Below are 15,387 nucleotides of genomic sequence, written 5' to 3'. Positions count from 1 at the left end.
CTAGTGGTCTGCCGCAAGTGATCGGTCGGATCCACCCGCCACGAGCGTCACGGAGCCGTCGATGTGCTCCACGGTGAAGAGCGTGCCCGGCGGGAAGTCACCAAGAACCTCAGGCGGCAGCTGTACCGTCCCGTCGCCCGCCACCACCGCGAAGTCCTGCCCGTCGCGGCCTTCCGCGCCGACCCGCCCGTCGCGGATGGTCACCGCGCGGCCGAGCCGGGTGCCGACGTCGCCGTCGTGGGTGACGACCACGATGGTCGTGTTGCGCTCCCGGTTGACGGTCTCCAGGGCCTCGAGGACCTCGTCGCGCCCGTGCGTGTCGAGCTGGCTGGTGGGCTCGTCCACGAGCAGCAGGCCGGGGCCGGCCGCGATGCCGACGGCCAGCGCCGCCCGCTGCCGCGCGCCCGGGGCGAGCTCGTCGATGCGGGCGCGCCCGAGCCCGGGCAGCCCGACGAGGTCGAGGATGCGGTCCGGGTCGTCGAGCTTGATGCCCTCGGTGCGGGCCGCGCGCCGCTGGGCCAGCCAGATGTTGCGGTGCAGCGACGCGTACGGCAGCAGGTTGCGCGCGGCGCCCTGCAGCACGACGCCGATCTCGGTGCCGCGCAGCCGGGCGATCTCGCTGTCGGAGAGCTTGCCCATGTCGTACGTGCCGATGTTGACCCGGCCGGCCGACGGGCGCATCAGCCCCGCGAGCAGGGAGATCAGCGTCGACTTGCCGGAGCCGGAGGGCCCGACGAGGGCCAGCGTCTCGCCCGGCCCGATCGACAGGTCGACGCCGGCCAGGGCCACGACGTCGCCCGCCTCGGCCCGGTAGATGTGCACGACCCGCCGGCAGGCGACCGCCAATCCGTTCATCGCGTCCCCATCCTCTCGCAGTACACGATCAGCGCTTCAACGTCGCGGCCGCGCGCAGCCTGGCTCCGGCGACCAGCGCCGCCACGGCCAGCAGCACCGCGGCGGCCCCCCAGGCGACGGCGACCGGGAGGGGTGACGGCCAGTATGAGGCCTCGAATCCCTGCGCGTCGTCGCTGAAGACCGGTAGATACTCGCGCACCAGCAGCCAGCTGGCCAGGGTGGCGAACGGTGCCAGCACGACCGCGGTGCCGACCAGCGCGAGGTAGCCGTTGGCGGCCGCGTCGCGGCGGGTCACGCCCTGGGCCCGCAGCGCGCGCAGCTCCCCCACCCGGCGGCTGCGGTCGAGGCCGGCGACCAGCCACAGGGCGCCGACGGCGAGGATGACGGCCAGCACCCCGGCGAGCTCGTGGAAGCGCAGCGCGACGGCCGGCCCCTGCTCGTCGAGCGCGTCGCGCACCGGGCCGAGCCGGGTGTCGGCGCTGATGATCAGGCCCTGCTTGCGCAGCTGCTCGACCACGTCCGCGGGCGCCTTCGGACCCAGGAAGATCCGCGGGTACTCCGCGTCGCCCCCGTCCGTCGCCATCCGCTCGGCGTAGTCCAGGTCGACGATCCCGCCGCTGTAGCCCAGCCGCGGGACGGTGTTCACCTCGCCGACGACGGTGATCGCCTGCCGGGACTCGTCCAGCCCGGTCATGTGGTCGCCGACCCCGGCGCTGCGCGAGGCGATCACCGGCAGCGGCGAGGGCACGTCGGTCGGCATGACCCGCATCGCGGTGTCGGCGCCCTTGTAGCCGGAGATCTCGGCCCGCAGCCCGTCCTTCTCGGCGGACAGCGTCGGCACGAGCAGCTTCGGCCCCGGCGTGTCCGGCACCCGCCAGGTGTCGGCCAGCGCGAACGCGGCCTCGTCGACGATGGCCTTGCCGTGCTGGCTGACGCTGTGCAGCACGACGTTGGCGTCGAAGCCGCGCCCCTCGGGCTGCTCGAGCTCCAGCGCGGCCAGGCGGCACTTGTTGACGCACATCGGCAGGTTCCGCACGTACGTCTGCCGGCCGGTGGTGACCTTGCCCAGGTCGACCCGGCCGACGTCGCCGCCGTCCTCGGGCACCACGACCGCGACCCAGTGCACCCGGAACGCGTCGACGAGGCTGTCGATGGTGACGTCCAGGGACAGGTCCTTGTTGTCGACCTCGATCGAGTCCCGCTCCGCGGCCGGGTGCAGCAGCTTGGCCGCCTCCTCGGCGGAGAGGCTCGCGTCGTCCCAGGCGGCGGTGGCGGCCAGCGCCCGGCTGTCCACGGCGAGCATCGGGGCGACCGAGTCCTCGGATACCGGCAGCATCGTGGTGGCCATCGCGAACTCGCCCTTCGGGTCGACCGCGCGGACCTTGGCCAGCAGGGCGGCCCGGCTGAGCGGGTCGACGGTGAGCACCCGCTCCGCGCCGAGCTGGACGCTGGCGCGGTGGTCGCGGGCGTCCCCGGCCGCGCTGGACGCGGTGGCCGCGAAGACCAGCAGCCCGATGGCGACCACGAACAGCGCGAGGATGCGCTGGGTGCCGGGGCGGCGGGAGAGCGCGTACGCGGCCAGCATCGGCCCGATCCGGCCCTGGCGAGCCGCCCGGCGCCCGATGCGCTCGGCGATCGGCAGCACGGCCCGGGCCGCGAGCAGGGCGACCGCGATGACGACGGCGGACGGGGCGACGAGCGCGAAGCCGGTGAGCCCGCTGCCACCCCGGCGCAGCTGCACGACGGAGACGGCGGCCAGCACCACCACGACGACCTCGAAGATCGGCGCGCCCCAGCGGGAGATCCGGCTGGGCACGTTGCGCAGCAGGTCGACGGTCCGCTTGGCCAGCTCGCCGCGCTGGGCGAGCAGGGCGGCCAGCAGCGCGCCGAGCAGCGACACGGCCGCCCACCGGTTGAACCCGGCCGAGATCGGCACGTCGGCCGAGGTGCTCAGCAGGAACCACGCGGCCGCGCGGACCACGTAGTGGCCGAGGAAGAAGCCGACGACGGCGCCGGCCAGGATCGGCACGATGCTCTCGCCGGCCGCGAGCCACCAGCGCCGCGGGGCCGTCAGCCCGCGCAGCGAGAACAGCCCGAGCTCGCGGCGGCGCTCCTGGGTCGCCGAGGCCACGGCGATGAACAGCACGAACCAGCACAGCAGCACGAGGGGCACCGCGGCCACCGGCACGACCTGCGCGACCAGGCTCCGGTCGCCGTCGATCCGCTTGAGCAGCACGGGCAGGCCGGTGCTCACGACCGCGTGGCCGGGCAGCGCCTCGAGCTTGCTCTTGCCCGCCTCGACCTGGGCGCTGATCGCGTCCAGCGACTCCCGGTTGATCGCCGAGTCGTCGATGACGACGTCGAGGGCCTGCTTCTCCGGGCCGTGCTCCAGCGCCTCCAGGGTCAGGCGGGACGCGAAGACGGGCTCGGTGGTGTACCGCGAGCTGGACCGCGGATTGAAGTAGTCGAGGTCGGACCAGTACGTGTCGGCCTTGTTCAGCGGCTCGAACGTGCCCACGACGGTGAGCTGCGAGGGCTTGCCGGCCTCGTAGTACTCCCCGGCCTGCGGGTCGATCTTGGCGTAGGCGGCCGTGACGGTGTCGCCGACGCGCAGGCCGAGCGTCTCCATCTGCCCGGCGCTCAGGATCACCTCGGTCTCGCTGACGTAGCAGCGCCCGGCGGTGATGCGCACGTGGGCGCACGCGTCGTCGCGGTACACGAAGCGCGGCGCGGGGTGCGACTGCTTGATGTCCCGCGGGGTGAGCAGGATGTCGTACTCGGTGCTGAACACGCTCACGAACCCGTTGCCGTTGAACAGCTGCGGCAGCAGGTTCTCGAAGTCGTGGTCCTGCGGCGTGGGCGAGGTGCGCCGGGCCTGCACGACGCGCTCGGAGATCGGCGCCGCCGTGACCTGGCTGTGCACGACGGCCCGGTCGGCGGTGGTGGAGTACACCGGCGCACTGACCGCCGCGGCCATCGCGAACACGGCGAGCAGGAAGGCCGTCAGGGCCTGCCCCGGCCGAGCCCGAACCATCGCAAGCGCGAGCCCGATCACGCCGCCACCTCCGCAAGCTCCGGCACCGGCGCGATTGACCTGTGCTCCTGATGAGCGGCTCCGTCGCTCCGCTCCGGCCCGCTCATGGTGCGCTCCATCCGTCGGCGAAGTAGGGCAGGACGTCGCCGATGTAGGCGCGCAGGACGGCGGCCAGTATCAGGCCGAACAGCAGCGAGGAGATGGCCAGCACGAGGTACCCCTCGATGCCGACGCGGCGGATCAGCGCGGCCGGCGCGCCCTGGTGCCGCAGCGCGCCCAGCTCCCGGGCCCGCGGCCGGCGCTCGACGGCCCCGACCACCACCGCCGCGCCGATCGCCAGGGCCAGCCCGACCACCGCCGACAGCAGCATGAACTGCAGGGTCAGCGGCGGGCCGAAGGAGGCGTAGCGCTCGGCCGTGCCGTCGATCGACTCCTCGCCGAGCACGATGATGCCCTGGTCCCGCAGTGACTTCGTGATGCTCGCGGGCGCGGACGCGTTGAGCCAGACCTGCAGCGACTCCCCGGCCCCGAAGTCGGCGCCGAGCCGGTCGGCGTACTCCAGGTCGACCAGCACGCCGCGGGTCCCCAGCCGCGGCAGCGCGGTCGCGGTGCCGGCGATCTGCTCGGAGATGGAGACGGAGCCGTAGCTGACCCGCTGGTCGCCGACGAGCCGGGGCTGCAGCTTGGTGGCCCGGATGCTGGCGAGCGGGGCGGGGGTGTCCAGCGGGTACACGCCGGGGTCACTGATGCCGCCGGACCGGATGGGCGCGACGGTCAGGTGCAGCCCGTCGTCGACCGGCGTGACGATGAGGTTGGGCGGGTTGCCGTTGACCCCGAGGCGCCACCGGGTCCGGTCGCTGAGCATCTCCTTGCTCAGCACCGGCTGCCCGCCCGCGGTCATGCCGTGCACGACGAGGTCGATGCCCGGGCGCGCGGCGAAGAAGATCTTCTGGTCGGTGGTGGTCTGCAGGACCTGCAGCGAGCTGAGCCGGCAGCCGGGCGCGGCCGCGCACTCGGGCACCGCCGCGCGCACCGTCCGGCGGCCCTCGGCCAGCGGGCCGATGCGGGCCGCGACCCGCACGCCCTTCGCGTTGGCGAAGACCACGTCCAGGAACGCGACCCGGTTCGTGTCCTCGTCGGTGAAGTGGCCGGTGTAGTCGACCGCCAGCTCGCCGCCGGTCATCGTGACCGGCGCGGGCGCCTGCGGGTGCAGGATCTCGGCGGTGCGCTCGGCGCTCAGGCCGTACTCCGGGCGCCAGGTCGCGACCTTGGCCAGCCGGGTGCTGTCGACGAGCAGCACCCGGTCCGAGTTCGAGCGCACCGACTCGACGGCGGCCATCGCGTGCTCGCCCCCGGGGTCGGCCGCGCGGACGGCGTTGAGCAGCTGGAGACGGTTCTCGGCCCGCACCGTGAGCACCTTGTCCGCGCCGACCTCGAGCTGCGCCCGGGTCTCCCCCGCCGTGCGCCCGGAGTTCCAGGTCAGCGCCGAGGTGACCAGCAGCGCCACGGTGGCGATCATCAGCGCGGCGAGGCGGTGCACGCCCGGCCGGCGGGCCAGGTAGATCGCGGTGAGCGCGCGGGCGGGGCGGCCGTGGCGCAGCGCGCCCTCGACCATCCGGCCCGCCGAGAACGTGATCAGGCGCGCGGCCACGAGCGCGAAGGCCAGTGCGGCCAGGCCGGGCGCGAGCAGCGCGAGGCCCGCGGCGTCGCCCGAGGCGCGGCTCTTGACCTGGTACACCGCGACCACCGCGAGCACCACGAACAGCAGGTCGAACAGGTCGCGCCAGATGCGGCTGCGCGCGGACGCCTGGCGCAGCAGCTCCGAGACGCTGGAGGACAGCGCGCGGCGCTCGGCCAGCAGCGCGGCGAACAGCGCGCCGACCACGGCCAGCGCGGCCGCGCCGACCGACAGCGAGGCCGCCTGCGCGTTGACCGCCGAGTCCTTGATGACGCCGGTGACCGCGGTCGCCGCGAGGTAGCCGATCGGCAGGCCCAGCAGCGCGCCGAGCAGCATCGGCAGCGCGCTCTGCCCGCTGACCAGGGCCCAGGTGCGCAGGCGGGTGGCGCCGCGCAGCTTGACCAGGCCGATGTCTGGGCGCCGTTCCTCGCCGGTGTACTTCACGGCCAGGTAGAGCGCGAACCAGCACAGCACGAGCAGTTGGAAGGCACCCACCGGTACACCCAAGGAAACGAGCTGCCGGTCCCGCTCGACCTTGTCGATGGTCGCGGGCAGCTGGGTGTTGAGCGTGAGCCGGTTGTTGCCGGCCGCCACGGTCGCGCCCGAGAGGCTGGAGCTGACGTCCTCGGGCGCGTTGTCCACGAGCAGCGAGGGCTGGGCCACCATGTCGACGATCGTGCGGATCGTCATCCCGGTCAGGCTCTTGTCGAACAGCGCGGGCGCGGCCAGCAGCGCGTCGTCGACCGGCTCGGTCATCTCCGGCGGCGCGCTGGTCGGCAGGTCCTTGGCCACGAGCTGGTCGTTGCTGCTCCAGAACGGGGCCGCCGGGTCGTCCGGGCGGTACACGCCGACGACCTTGAGCTGCAGCGGCTTGGTGAGGTTCAGCGCGGTGTAGGTGAGCGTGTCGCCCGCCTTGACCCGCAGCCAGCGCGCGGTGCGGTAGCTGACCGCGACCTCGTCGGCCGCGCTCGGGCAGCGCCCCTCGAACGTCGCGCGGTCGCACGCCCCGCCGCGCACGGCGAGCTGGGAGTCGGTGGTGCGCACGTCGTTGCCGGCGCCCTTGGCCGTCTGGTCGCTGCCGGTGCCCGCCGTTCCGCCCAGGAACGCCTCGGTGTACGTCACGAACCCCGACAGCCCCACGATGCGCTGCGTCAGGTCGGACTGGGCGGCCATGTGGGCCTCGACCGACCCACCCTCGACGGGACCCTCGCCGATCGTCTCCAGGGACCGCTCCTGGATCGAGGCGTTGTCCACGTGCCGGGTGGCGATCCGCTCCGTCGAGGCCAGCACGTACCAGGGCGCGGCCGCCGCGGCTGCTGCGGCAAGGGTGCTGAGCAGCACCAACGTCAGCGCCTGGACGCGCCGGGCCCGCAGCGCAGCGAGCACGAGTGCCAGCAAGGCCCCTCCCCCGTTGGTCAAGGTCGTCGTAGGAAGACCAGCGGGGGACGGTGCCGGTTGCGGTCTTGTATTGCGGTTCGGTAACGCAGGCGTGACGTCAGAACCGGGCGGGTTCCCGGTAGATGCCCCACTCCTCCTTGAGGGCGCCGCAGATCTCGCCGAGGGTCGCCTCCGCGCGCGCGGCGTCGAGCATCGCGGGGATCATGTTCTCCCCGCCGCGGGCCGCCGCGACCATGGCCTCCAGCCGGGCCTTGACCAGCGCGTTGTCCCGCCCGGCGCGACGCTGCCCGAGCAACTGCTTCTGCTCGACCTCGACCTCGTGGGAGACGCGCAGGATGTCCAGGTCGCGGGTGAGCGAGCCGGTGTGCACGTTGACCCCGACGACGCGCTTGTCGCCCTTCTCCAGCGCCTGCTGGTACACGAAGGCGGCATCGGCGATCTCCGCCATGAACCAGCCGTCCTCGATCCCGCGCAGGATGCCCGACGTGATCGTGCCGTCCGCGCCCATGTCGCGGATGCGCTGGAAGATCGCCTCGGCCTCGGCCTCGATGCGGTCGGTGAGCGCCTCGACGTACCAGGAGCCGCCGAGCGGGTCGGCGACGTTGGTGATGCCGGTCTCCTCCATGAGCACCTGCTGGGTGCGCAGCGCGATCTCGGCCGCCTCGTCGGTGGGCAGCGCGAGCGTCTCGTCCAGCGCGTTGGTGTGCAGCGAGTTGGTGCCCCCGAGCACGGCGGACAGGGCCTCCACGGCGGTGCGCACCACGTTGTTGTACGGCTGCTGCGCCGTCAGCGACACGCCCGCGGTCTGCGTGTGGAAGCGCAGCCACAGGGCCTTCTCGCTCGTCGCGCCGTACACGTCGCGCAGCCACCGGGCCCAGATCCGCCGCGCCGCGCGGAACTTGGCGATCTCCTCGAAGAAGTCGATGTGCGCGTCGAAGAAGAAGCTCAGCCCGGGCGCGAACGTGTTGACGTCGAGCCCCCGCGACTGGCCCAGCTCGACGTAGCCGAAGCCGTCCGCGAGCGTGAACGCGAGCTCCTGCGCGGCGGTCGAGCCGGCCTCCCGGATGTGGTACCCGGACACGGACAGTGGCTTGTAGCGCGGGATGTGCTTCCCGGTGTACTCCATGAGGTCACCGATCAGCCGCAGGTGCGGCTCGGGCGGGAAGAGCCACTCCTTCTGCGCGATGTACTCCTTGAAGATGTCCGTCTGCAGGGTGCCGTCCAGCCGCGACAGGTCCGCGCCCTGGCGCTCGGCCGCGACGAGGTACATGCAGAACACCGGCACCGCCGGCCCGGAGATCGTCATGCTCGTGGTCACGTCGGCCAGCGGGATGCCCTCGAAGAGCACGTCCATGTCGGCCGCGGAGTCGATGGCGACGCCGCAGTGGCCGACCTCGCCCAGCGACTGCGGCTCGTCGGAGTCGCGGCCCATCAGCGTGGGCATGTCGAAGGCGACGCTGAGCCCGCCGCCGCCCGCTTCGAGCAGCATCTTGTACCGCGCGTTGGTCTGCCGGGCGTTGCCGAACCCGGAGAACTGGCGGATCGTCCACGTCCGGCCGCGATAGCCCGTCGGGTGCAGGCCGCGGGTGTACGGGTACTCGCCGGGCCAGCCGATACGCTCGAAGCCGGGCACGACGGCGCCCTCGGGCGGGCCGTACACGGGCTCGACCGGCGAGCCGGACAGCGTGCTGAAATCGGCGTCGCGCTTGCGGGCCTCGTCGTAACGGCGCTGCCAGCGCGCGCGCCCGTCGGCGATGTCGTGGGCGTCCATACCATGATGCTAGCGGCCCACCTGAACGATCGCTAAGGCCCGCGCCGGAGCGCGGGCCTCGCGCGGGTGCTACGCGCTCTTGGGCTCCTTGTCCTCGTCACTCACGTGCACGTCGTCGACGACGATGTCCACCGCGGTGACCTCGAGCCCGAGCAGGTTCTCGACCGAGCTGATCACCTGGGCGCGGACCTTCTCGGCCACGGAGTACACGACGTACCCGTACTCGATCACCAGCGTCACGCGCACGGTCGCGGTGCGCCCCTCGAGGCGCACGGACACGCCCCGGTTGCCGTTCTCCCGCTCGTCGTCGCCGAGCCCGATCCGGTCCCGCACGGCCGCGAACACCCGCGCGACGTCGCCGCCCAGGTCGTACACGCCCTCGACCTTGCGCGCGGCGATCCCGGCGATCTTCTCGACCACCTCGTCGGCGATCGTCGTGCTGCCCCGCTCGGCCGCCAGCTCCGCGTTGTTGCGCAGCCGGTCGACGACCTGCGAGGCGACCCGCCCGGACGCGGCCGCCGTGTTCGCCGCGAACTCCCCGACCTTGTCGGCCGCCCCGGCCGCGAACGTGCTGACCTTCTCGGCCGCCTCGTCGAAGCGCGAGTGCTCCTGCTCGGGCGCCCCGGCCTGGGCCGGCACGACCGCGCCGGAGGCCGGCTCGACGGTCGACATCGCGTCACCGGTCATGTCGGGATCGTCAATGTCGGTGCGAGCGGGAAACCCCGCCGTGGTCTCGCTCATGTCGCTCTCCCCATCGTCCCCAGGTCTCAAAACGAGGCGAGCGTACTCGCGCGGCGCCACGCCGGGCAGGGGCCGAACCGCCAGCGCCGCGCGAGCCACGCCGCGCCGGGCACGGTCGCGTCGTCGGCGCGGCTGGGCACGGTCGCGTCGTTGACGCCGCGGCAACCGCGCGCCGCAGACGGAAGCGCGGCCGGCCCGCAAGAGGTCCGGCCGCGCCACGATGCGGGGGAACTCAGCGAACCAGCTGGGCCGCCCCGTCGGAGAGGTGCAGCTCCCGGTCGCAGGCCGCGGCCGCCTCCGGGTCGTGGGTGGCGAAGACGACCGCCGCGCCGCGGCGGGCCTCCTCCTGCAGCAGCTCCATGACCTTCTGCCGGTTGGTGGCGTCCAGCTCGCTGGTCACCTCGTCGGCGAGCAGCACGTCGCCGTGCAGGGCGATCCCCCGCGCGATGGCCGTGCGCTGCTGCTGGCCGCCGGAGAGCTCCTCGACGAGCTGGTCGGCCTGGCCGGCGAGGCCGAGCCGCTCCAGCGAGGAGACCGTGGCGCGCCGCGCGTCCGCGGGGGCCGAGCCGCCCGCGATCATGGCGACCTGGATGTTCTCCTGGGCGGTCAGGATCGCGGCGAGGCCGTTGTCCTGCGGGATCAGCACCACGCGCTCGGACACGGCGTGGTCGCGGTCGCGCAGCGGCGTGGCGTCGACCGTCACGACCCCCTCGGCCGGGCGCAGCAGGCCCGCCATCGCCCACAGCAGCGTCGTCTTGCCCGCGCCCGACGGCCCGGTCACGGCCAGGATCTGGCCCGGCGAGACCACAACGGACACGTCGCGCAGGACCGGGTGGTCCCGCTCGTACGCGACCGTGACCCCCTCGACCGTCAGCGTCTTCACTGCACACCCTCCACGTTGGCTCGAGCGGGGACCAGCAGCACCGTGCCGTCGGGCTGGGGCTCGACGCCCACCAGCGTTCCCGGCGGCAGCATGCGCAGCACGTCCTGCGGCAGATGCACGGTACCGTCGCGACCCACGACCGCGTAGTCCTCTCCGCGCCGGCCCTCGGCGCCGACCCGGCCGTCGCGGATGGTGACCGTCCGGCCCATGCGGCGCCCGACGTCCGGGTCGTGGGTCACGACCACCACGGTCGTGCCCGCCCGGCGGACGGCGTCGAGGGCCATCAGGACCTCGTCGCGCGCCCGGGTGTCGAGCTGGCTGGTCGGCTCGTCCGCGAGCAGCAGGCCCGGCCGTCCGGCCAGCCCCACGGCGAGCGCCAACCGCTGGCGCTCACCAGGAGAGAGTCGCTGCGGGCGCTGCCGGTTGCGTCCGCGCCCGGTCAGGCCGACCATCGAGAGCACCTCGCGCGGCTCGGGCAGCCCGCGACGCCGGTCGGCGGCCGCGCCGCGCTGGGCGAAGCGGACGTTCTGCTCGGCCGTCAGGTACGGCAGCAGGTTCCGCGACGCCCCCTGCAACACGACGCCGACGTCGGCCGCGCGCATCGCCTGCAGCTCGGCCGGCGTGGCCCGGACCAGGTCGTGCTCGCCCACCGTGAGCCGCCCGGCCGACGGCGGCAGAAGCCCGGCCAGCAGCGACAGCAGCGTGGACTTGCCCGAGCCGGAGGGGCCGAGCAGCGCCACCGACTCGCCGGCCGAGATGTCCAGATCGACCCCGGACAGCGCGACGACGTCGTAGCCCTCCAGCCGGTAGATGTAGACGAGCCCCCGGCACATGACCCCGAGACCGCTCACTGGGCACCGTCCTTCAGTCGCAGCGGCGTCGCCCGGCCGAGCAGGCGCAGGACCAGCGCGACGGCCCCGAGCAGGCCGAGCACGGTCAGCCCGAGCGCGATCGGCAGCGCCCCCAGCGCCGGCTCGTAGGAGAACGACCCGGCCGGTTCGCCGACCGTCACCAGCGGCACCCCCGGCAGCATGACCAGCGCGCCGACGACGCCGGCGGCCAGGCCGACCACGAGGGGCAGGCCGAGCAGCGCGCGGTACTCCCGGAACACCGCCCGCCGCAGCTGCCCCGAGCGCACCCCGGCCACCCGCAGCGCGGCCAGCTCGTAGAGGCGCGCGCGGACGCCGACGTAGGCGGTCAGCAGCACGACCCCGAGCGCGAGCACGATCGCCGCGCCGCCGGCCAGCAGGTACAGCCACAGCCCGAGCGCGGGCGCGCGGCGGGCCAGCCGGCCGGTGTAGCCGTCGATCGACTCGGTCGAGAGCACCTGGACGCCCTGGGCGCCGAGGCGGGCCGCGAGGTCCGCGGGGGCGCCGGCGCCGGCCCACACCTCGTAGCGCAGGTTGCCGTTGTCGGCGAGGCTCGACGTCCGCTCGGCCATCCGCGTGGCGTAGTCGAGGTCGAACATCACCGCGCGGTGGCCGGCCCGCGGCAGGCTGTCGGCGCGCGCCGCGACGGTGAACGGCTGCGGCTGGTCGCTGAAGCCGGGCAGGCTGAACGCGGCCGCGCGGGCGTCGTCGGTGGGCGCGCCCCCGGCGAGCACCGCGGGCAGCGTGTCCGGGGTGTCCACGTGCTCGACCACCGCGTCCGCGGGGTCGCTGCCGGAGACGTCGACGCCGAGCGCCGCGCCCGCGCGCACGGTCACCGTGCCGCCGGCTGTGGAGGGCCGGGCCTGCCAGCGCCCGGCGAGGTCGAAGCCGGGCGCGAGCGGGCCGCCGTCGCTGGTGAGCGAGCGCACGGCGACGGTGACCGCGAACGGCTCGCTGCCCCCGGCCGCGCGCCCGATCGCCAGGCCGATGAGCCGGCAGTCGCCGGTGCAGCCCGGGAGCGCCGCGTGGTAGCTGCGGGTGCCCTTGGCCAGCGCGCCGAGCGTGACGGTGCGCGGCGGCTGCCCCGGGTTGGCCACGATCGCGGCCAGGCGCAGCGCGGGCCGGGCCGGCAGCGCGTCGGCGGTCACCTCGGCGGTGAGCTCCTTGCCCAGCCGCAGCGGCTCGGCCGCCGCCGGGTGCAGCCGCGCGGCCATGCCGCCGACCTGCTCGCGGGTGTGCCCGCGCCACACGGCGACGTCGGCCAGCCGGTCGGTCTGCACGCCCAGCAGCTCGATGGGGGCGTTGTCGAAGCGCTGGCTCGCCCGTACGACGGCCATGGAGTGCTTGCCGGGGTCGGCCTTGGCCACCGCCGCCTCCAGCGCGTCGGGGTGCGCGGCGTTGACCGTGTAGACCCGCTCGGCCCCGACGGCGTCCTCTGCGACGTCGCCCCGCGCCCGCGCGGCCACGTCCCAGGCCGTCGCGGCGAAGGACAGCAGCGCGACGGCCACCGTGAGCACCACGACGAGCCGCTGCCCGCCCGGGCGCCGGGACAGCTGGGCGGCGGAGAGCAGCGGCACGATCCGGCCGCGGCGGCGCGCCAGGCGCAACCGCGCGGCCGACCACAGGCCGAGCAGGCGGGCCGCGGCGATGCCGAGCACCAGGGCCAGCAGCGGCGGGGCGAGCAGGGCCAGCGGCGACGCGCGGTCGCCCACGGCGGCCACGAGGCTGGCCGCGGCGAGCGCGACGACGACGCCCTCGGCCAGCCCGGCCCGCCAGCCGCGGCGCTCGGGCACGCGGCGCAGCAGGGCCAGCACCGGGCGGGCGAGCGTCGCGCGGGCGGCGAGCAGCGCGGCCACGACGCCCGCGGCGAGGGCGATTCCGGCCGCGGCGAACACCGGCCAGCGCACCTCCACGTCCACGCCGGGGGCCAGCAGCGCGCTCGCGGCCAGCTCGACGAGGCCCAGGCCGGCGAGGAGGCCGACGGGCACGGCGGCCGCGATGAGCAGCAGCACCTCCCCGAGGCCGAAGCGCGCCGCCCGCGACGCCGGATAGCCGCGCAGCTTGGCCAGCGCGATCTCCGGACCGCGCTCCTCGGTCAGACTCGCGACCAGCAGAAAGAGCACAAACCAACACAACAGCAGCAGCGGTACCGCGATGACGGGCGCCGTCCGTGCGATGGCCGTCTGGTCGGTGTCGATGTCGGCGAGCACCGCGGGCAGCGTGGTGGTGACCTCGAGCTCGCGGCCGCGCAGCTTGTCGCTCAGCGTGCGCAGGCTCTCCCGCAGGCCCGCCACGTCGTCCAGGCGGACCCGCTCGTCGCGCAGCGGGTACTCCAGCCGCGTCGACAGCGTCGCCGAGGGCTCGGCCCGCAGGTCGTCCTCGGTCAGGCTGAACAGCGAGTCGGCGCGCTCCCCGTCGCCGTCGGAGCCGGCGCTGAAGTAGGCGGTGCGGCCCCAGTACGCGGCGTCGGCGTCCTTCGGGGAGTACAAACCACTGATCTTGAAGCTTTTGTCCTTGCCGGCGCCCGGGGGCCCGAGGTGCACGCTGATCGTGTCGCCCGGCTTGAGGTGGTGCGCGTCGGCGGTGCGCTTGCTGACCGCGACCTCGCCCGGGTTGTCCGGGCAGGCGCCGTCGAGCGCGAGCTGCGCGCAGACGTCCTGGCGGTAGGCGAGCTTGGCGCCCGCCTCGGCGTAGGTGACCTCCGTGTCGATGGCCGCGACCGGGCGGTCGAGGCGCTGGTCGAGCAGGCTGTCCTGGTCGAGCGCGGCGTTCACGGCCAGCCGGATCTCGGCCAGGTCCAGGTACGCGGCGCTGTCTTTCGTGCCCTTCGCCCCGACGGTGAGCCCGGTCGCGTCGGTGGACGCGGCGGACAGGCCGTCGGTGAGGACGGACTGCTGCGCGGCTCGGCTGTACGCGGGCGTGAGCACGGCCGCCGTGGTCGCCGTGACGGCGAGGAGAAAGACCACGAACGACCGGCCCGCCCGGTACCTGATGCCGCGCAACATGACGGTCCAGGCCGTCACGTGTGCCCCCAAGTGCTGATCTAGCGGGTGGTTGACCCGCAGACACTAGCCGAGCTGGGCCAGGAGTGCGTCGGCCGCGGCGTAGGGGTCCGTGCGGCCCTCGGCCACGTCCCTGGCCAGGGCTTCGAGGGCGTCGCCGCGGCGCAGGTCCTTCATGCGCGCCCGCAGGGTGCCCAGCGCGATCGCCTCGACCTCGGCCTCCGCGCGGCGCACGCGGCGGGTGGCGAGCTCGCCGGAGTCGCGCAGGTACGCACGGTGCGCGTCGATCGCCTCGACCAGCTCGTCGATGCCCTCCCCGCGCGCGGCCACGCAGCGCACGACGCGCGGGCGCCACTGCCCGGGCGCGCGCTCGCCGAGGCCGATCATGCCCTGGATGTCGCGGTACGTCGCGTCCGCGCCGTCACGGTCCGCCTTGTTCACCACGAACACGTCGGCGATCTCCAGCACGCCCGCCTTGGCCGCCTGCACGGAGTCGCCCATGCCGGGTGCCAGCAGCACGACGGTGGTGTCGGCCAGCCCGGCGATCTCCACCTCGGCCTGGCCGACGCCGACGGTCTCGACCACGACCGGGTCGCAGCCGGCCCCGTCGAGCACCCGCGCGGCCTGGGGCGTGGCCGCGGACAGCCCGCCGAGGTGGCCCCGGCTGGACATGGAGCGGATGTACACGCCGGGATCGGTCGCGTGGTCCTGCATCCGCACCCGGTCGCCGAGGATGGCGCCGCCGGTGAACGGGCTGGACGGGTCGACCGCGAGCACGCCGACGCGGCGCCCGGCCTTGCGGAACGCCGCGACGAGCTCGTTGGTGGTGGTGGACTTGCCGACGCCGGGCGAGCCGGTCAGCCCGATGACGGCGGCCTGGCCGGTGTGCGGGGCGAGCGCCGCCGCGATCCGCGGCAGCGCCTCGTCACCGTCCTCGACCAGGCTGATCAGGCGCGCCACGGCCCGCGGATCGCCCTCGCGGGCGGCCCCGACGAGCGCCGGCACGTCACGGGAGCGGCGGATGGTCACCGCCCGGGCCCGCGCGTCGTCGCGCCCGCGCGAGGCCCCGCCGGACGCCGGCGGATCGCCCCCGCGCGAGGCCCCGGCGGACGCCGGCGGATCGCCCTCGCCCGCGGCCCCGGCGGACGCCGGCGGA

General features: G+C 74.6%; 9 protein-coding genes. All 9 read right to left on the bottom strand.

Features of this window, described 5'->3' with window-relative positions; all coding sequences use genetic code 11:
• On the bottom strand, positions 1–855 hold the full coding sequence (locus ACQPZ4_RS06885) for an ABC transporter ATP-binding protein (RefSeq protein WP_433057280.1): 855 nt from the start codon (positions 853–855) through the stop codon (positions 1–3).
• A gap of 28 nt (positions 856–883) precedes the next feature.
• Positions 884–3,910: an ABC transporter permease gene (locus ACQPZ4_RS06880; RefSeq protein ID WP_433057278.1), complete on the bottom strand. Its 3,027-nt coding sequence runs from the start codon at positions 3,908–3,910 to the stop codon at positions 884–886.
• Positions 3,911–3,992: 82 nt separating this feature from the next.
• On the bottom strand, positions 3,993–6,965 hold the full coding sequence (locus ACQPZ4_RS06875; protein ID WP_433057276.1) for an FtsX-like permease family protein: 2,973 nt from the start codon (positions 6,963–6,965) through the stop codon (positions 3,993–3,995).
• A 97-nt stretch (positions 6,966–7,062) separates the two neighbouring features.
• Positions 7,063–8,736: an acyl-CoA mutase large subunit family protein gene (locus tag ACQPZ4_RS06870; RefSeq protein ID WP_433057274.1), complete on the bottom strand. Its 1,674-nt coding sequence runs from the start codon at positions 8,734–8,736 to the stop codon at positions 7,063–7,065.
• A gap of 69 nt (positions 8,737–8,805) precedes the next feature.
• Positions 8,806–9,477, bottom strand: a complete 672-nt coding sequence (locus tag ACQPZ4_RS06865; RefSeq protein WP_433057272.1) for an Asp23/Gls24 family envelope stress response protein — start codon at positions 9,475–9,477, stop codon at positions 8,806–8,808.
• 232 nt (positions 9,478–9,709) lie between these two features.
• Positions 9,710–10,360 carry an ATP-binding cassette domain-containing protein gene (locus tag ACQPZ4_RS06860; RefSeq protein ID WP_433057270.1) on the bottom strand — a complete coding sequence of 217 codons (651 nt, stop codon included), beginning with the start codon at positions 10,358–10,360 and terminating at the stop codon, positions 9,710–9,712.
• Complete coding sequence (locus ACQPZ4_RS06855) at positions 10,357–11,211, bottom strand: ABC transporter ATP-binding protein (protein WP_433057268.1); 855 nt, start codon at positions 11,209–11,211, stop codon at positions 10,357–10,359. Before ACQPZ4_RS06855 ends, ACQPZ4_RS06860 begins: the two co-directional genes overlap by 4 nt.
• Positions 11,208–14,252, bottom strand: coding sequence for an FtsX-like permease family protein (locus tag ACQPZ4_RS06850; protein ID WP_433057266.1), 3,045 nt, complete (start codon positions 14,250–14,252; stop codon positions 11,208–11,210). Before ACQPZ4_RS06850 ends, ACQPZ4_RS06855 begins: the two co-directional genes overlap by 4 nt.
• Positions 14,253–14,297: 45 nt before the next feature.
• Positions 14,298–15,260, bottom strand: coding sequence for a methylmalonyl Co-A mutase-associated GTPase MeaB (gene meaB / locus ACQPZ4_RS06845; protein ID WP_433066315.1), 963 nt, complete (start codon positions 15,258–15,260; stop codon positions 14,298–14,300).
• Between the last annotated feature and the right edge of the window lie 127 nt (positions 15,261–15,387).

This window comes from Dactylosporangium sp. CS-033363 (genome assembly GCF_050942475.1).
In the GTDB taxonomy this organism is placed as follows: Bacteria; Actinomycetota; Actinomycetes; order Mycobacteriales; family Micromonosporaceae; genus Dactylosporangium.
The sequence above is the reverse complement of the archived record's forward strand: the minus strand, read 5'-3'. Positions and strand labels throughout refer to the sequence as shown.

What these genes read in the sequence shown, in the direction of transcription:
- ACQPZ4_RS06885 (WP_433057280.1), bottom strand. Translation starts at nt 855, where the DNA reads ATGAACGGATTGGCGGTCGCCTGCCGGCGGGTCGTGCACATCTACCGG.
- ACQPZ4_RS06870 (WP_433057274.1), bottom strand. Translation starts at nt 8,736, where the DNA reads ATGGACGCCCACGACATCGCCGACGGGCGCGCGCGCTGGCAGCGCCGT.
- ACQPZ4_RS06865 (WP_433057272.1), bottom strand. Translation starts at nt 9,477, where the DNA reads ATGAGCGAGACCACGGCGGGGTTTCCCGCTCGCACCGACATTGACGAT.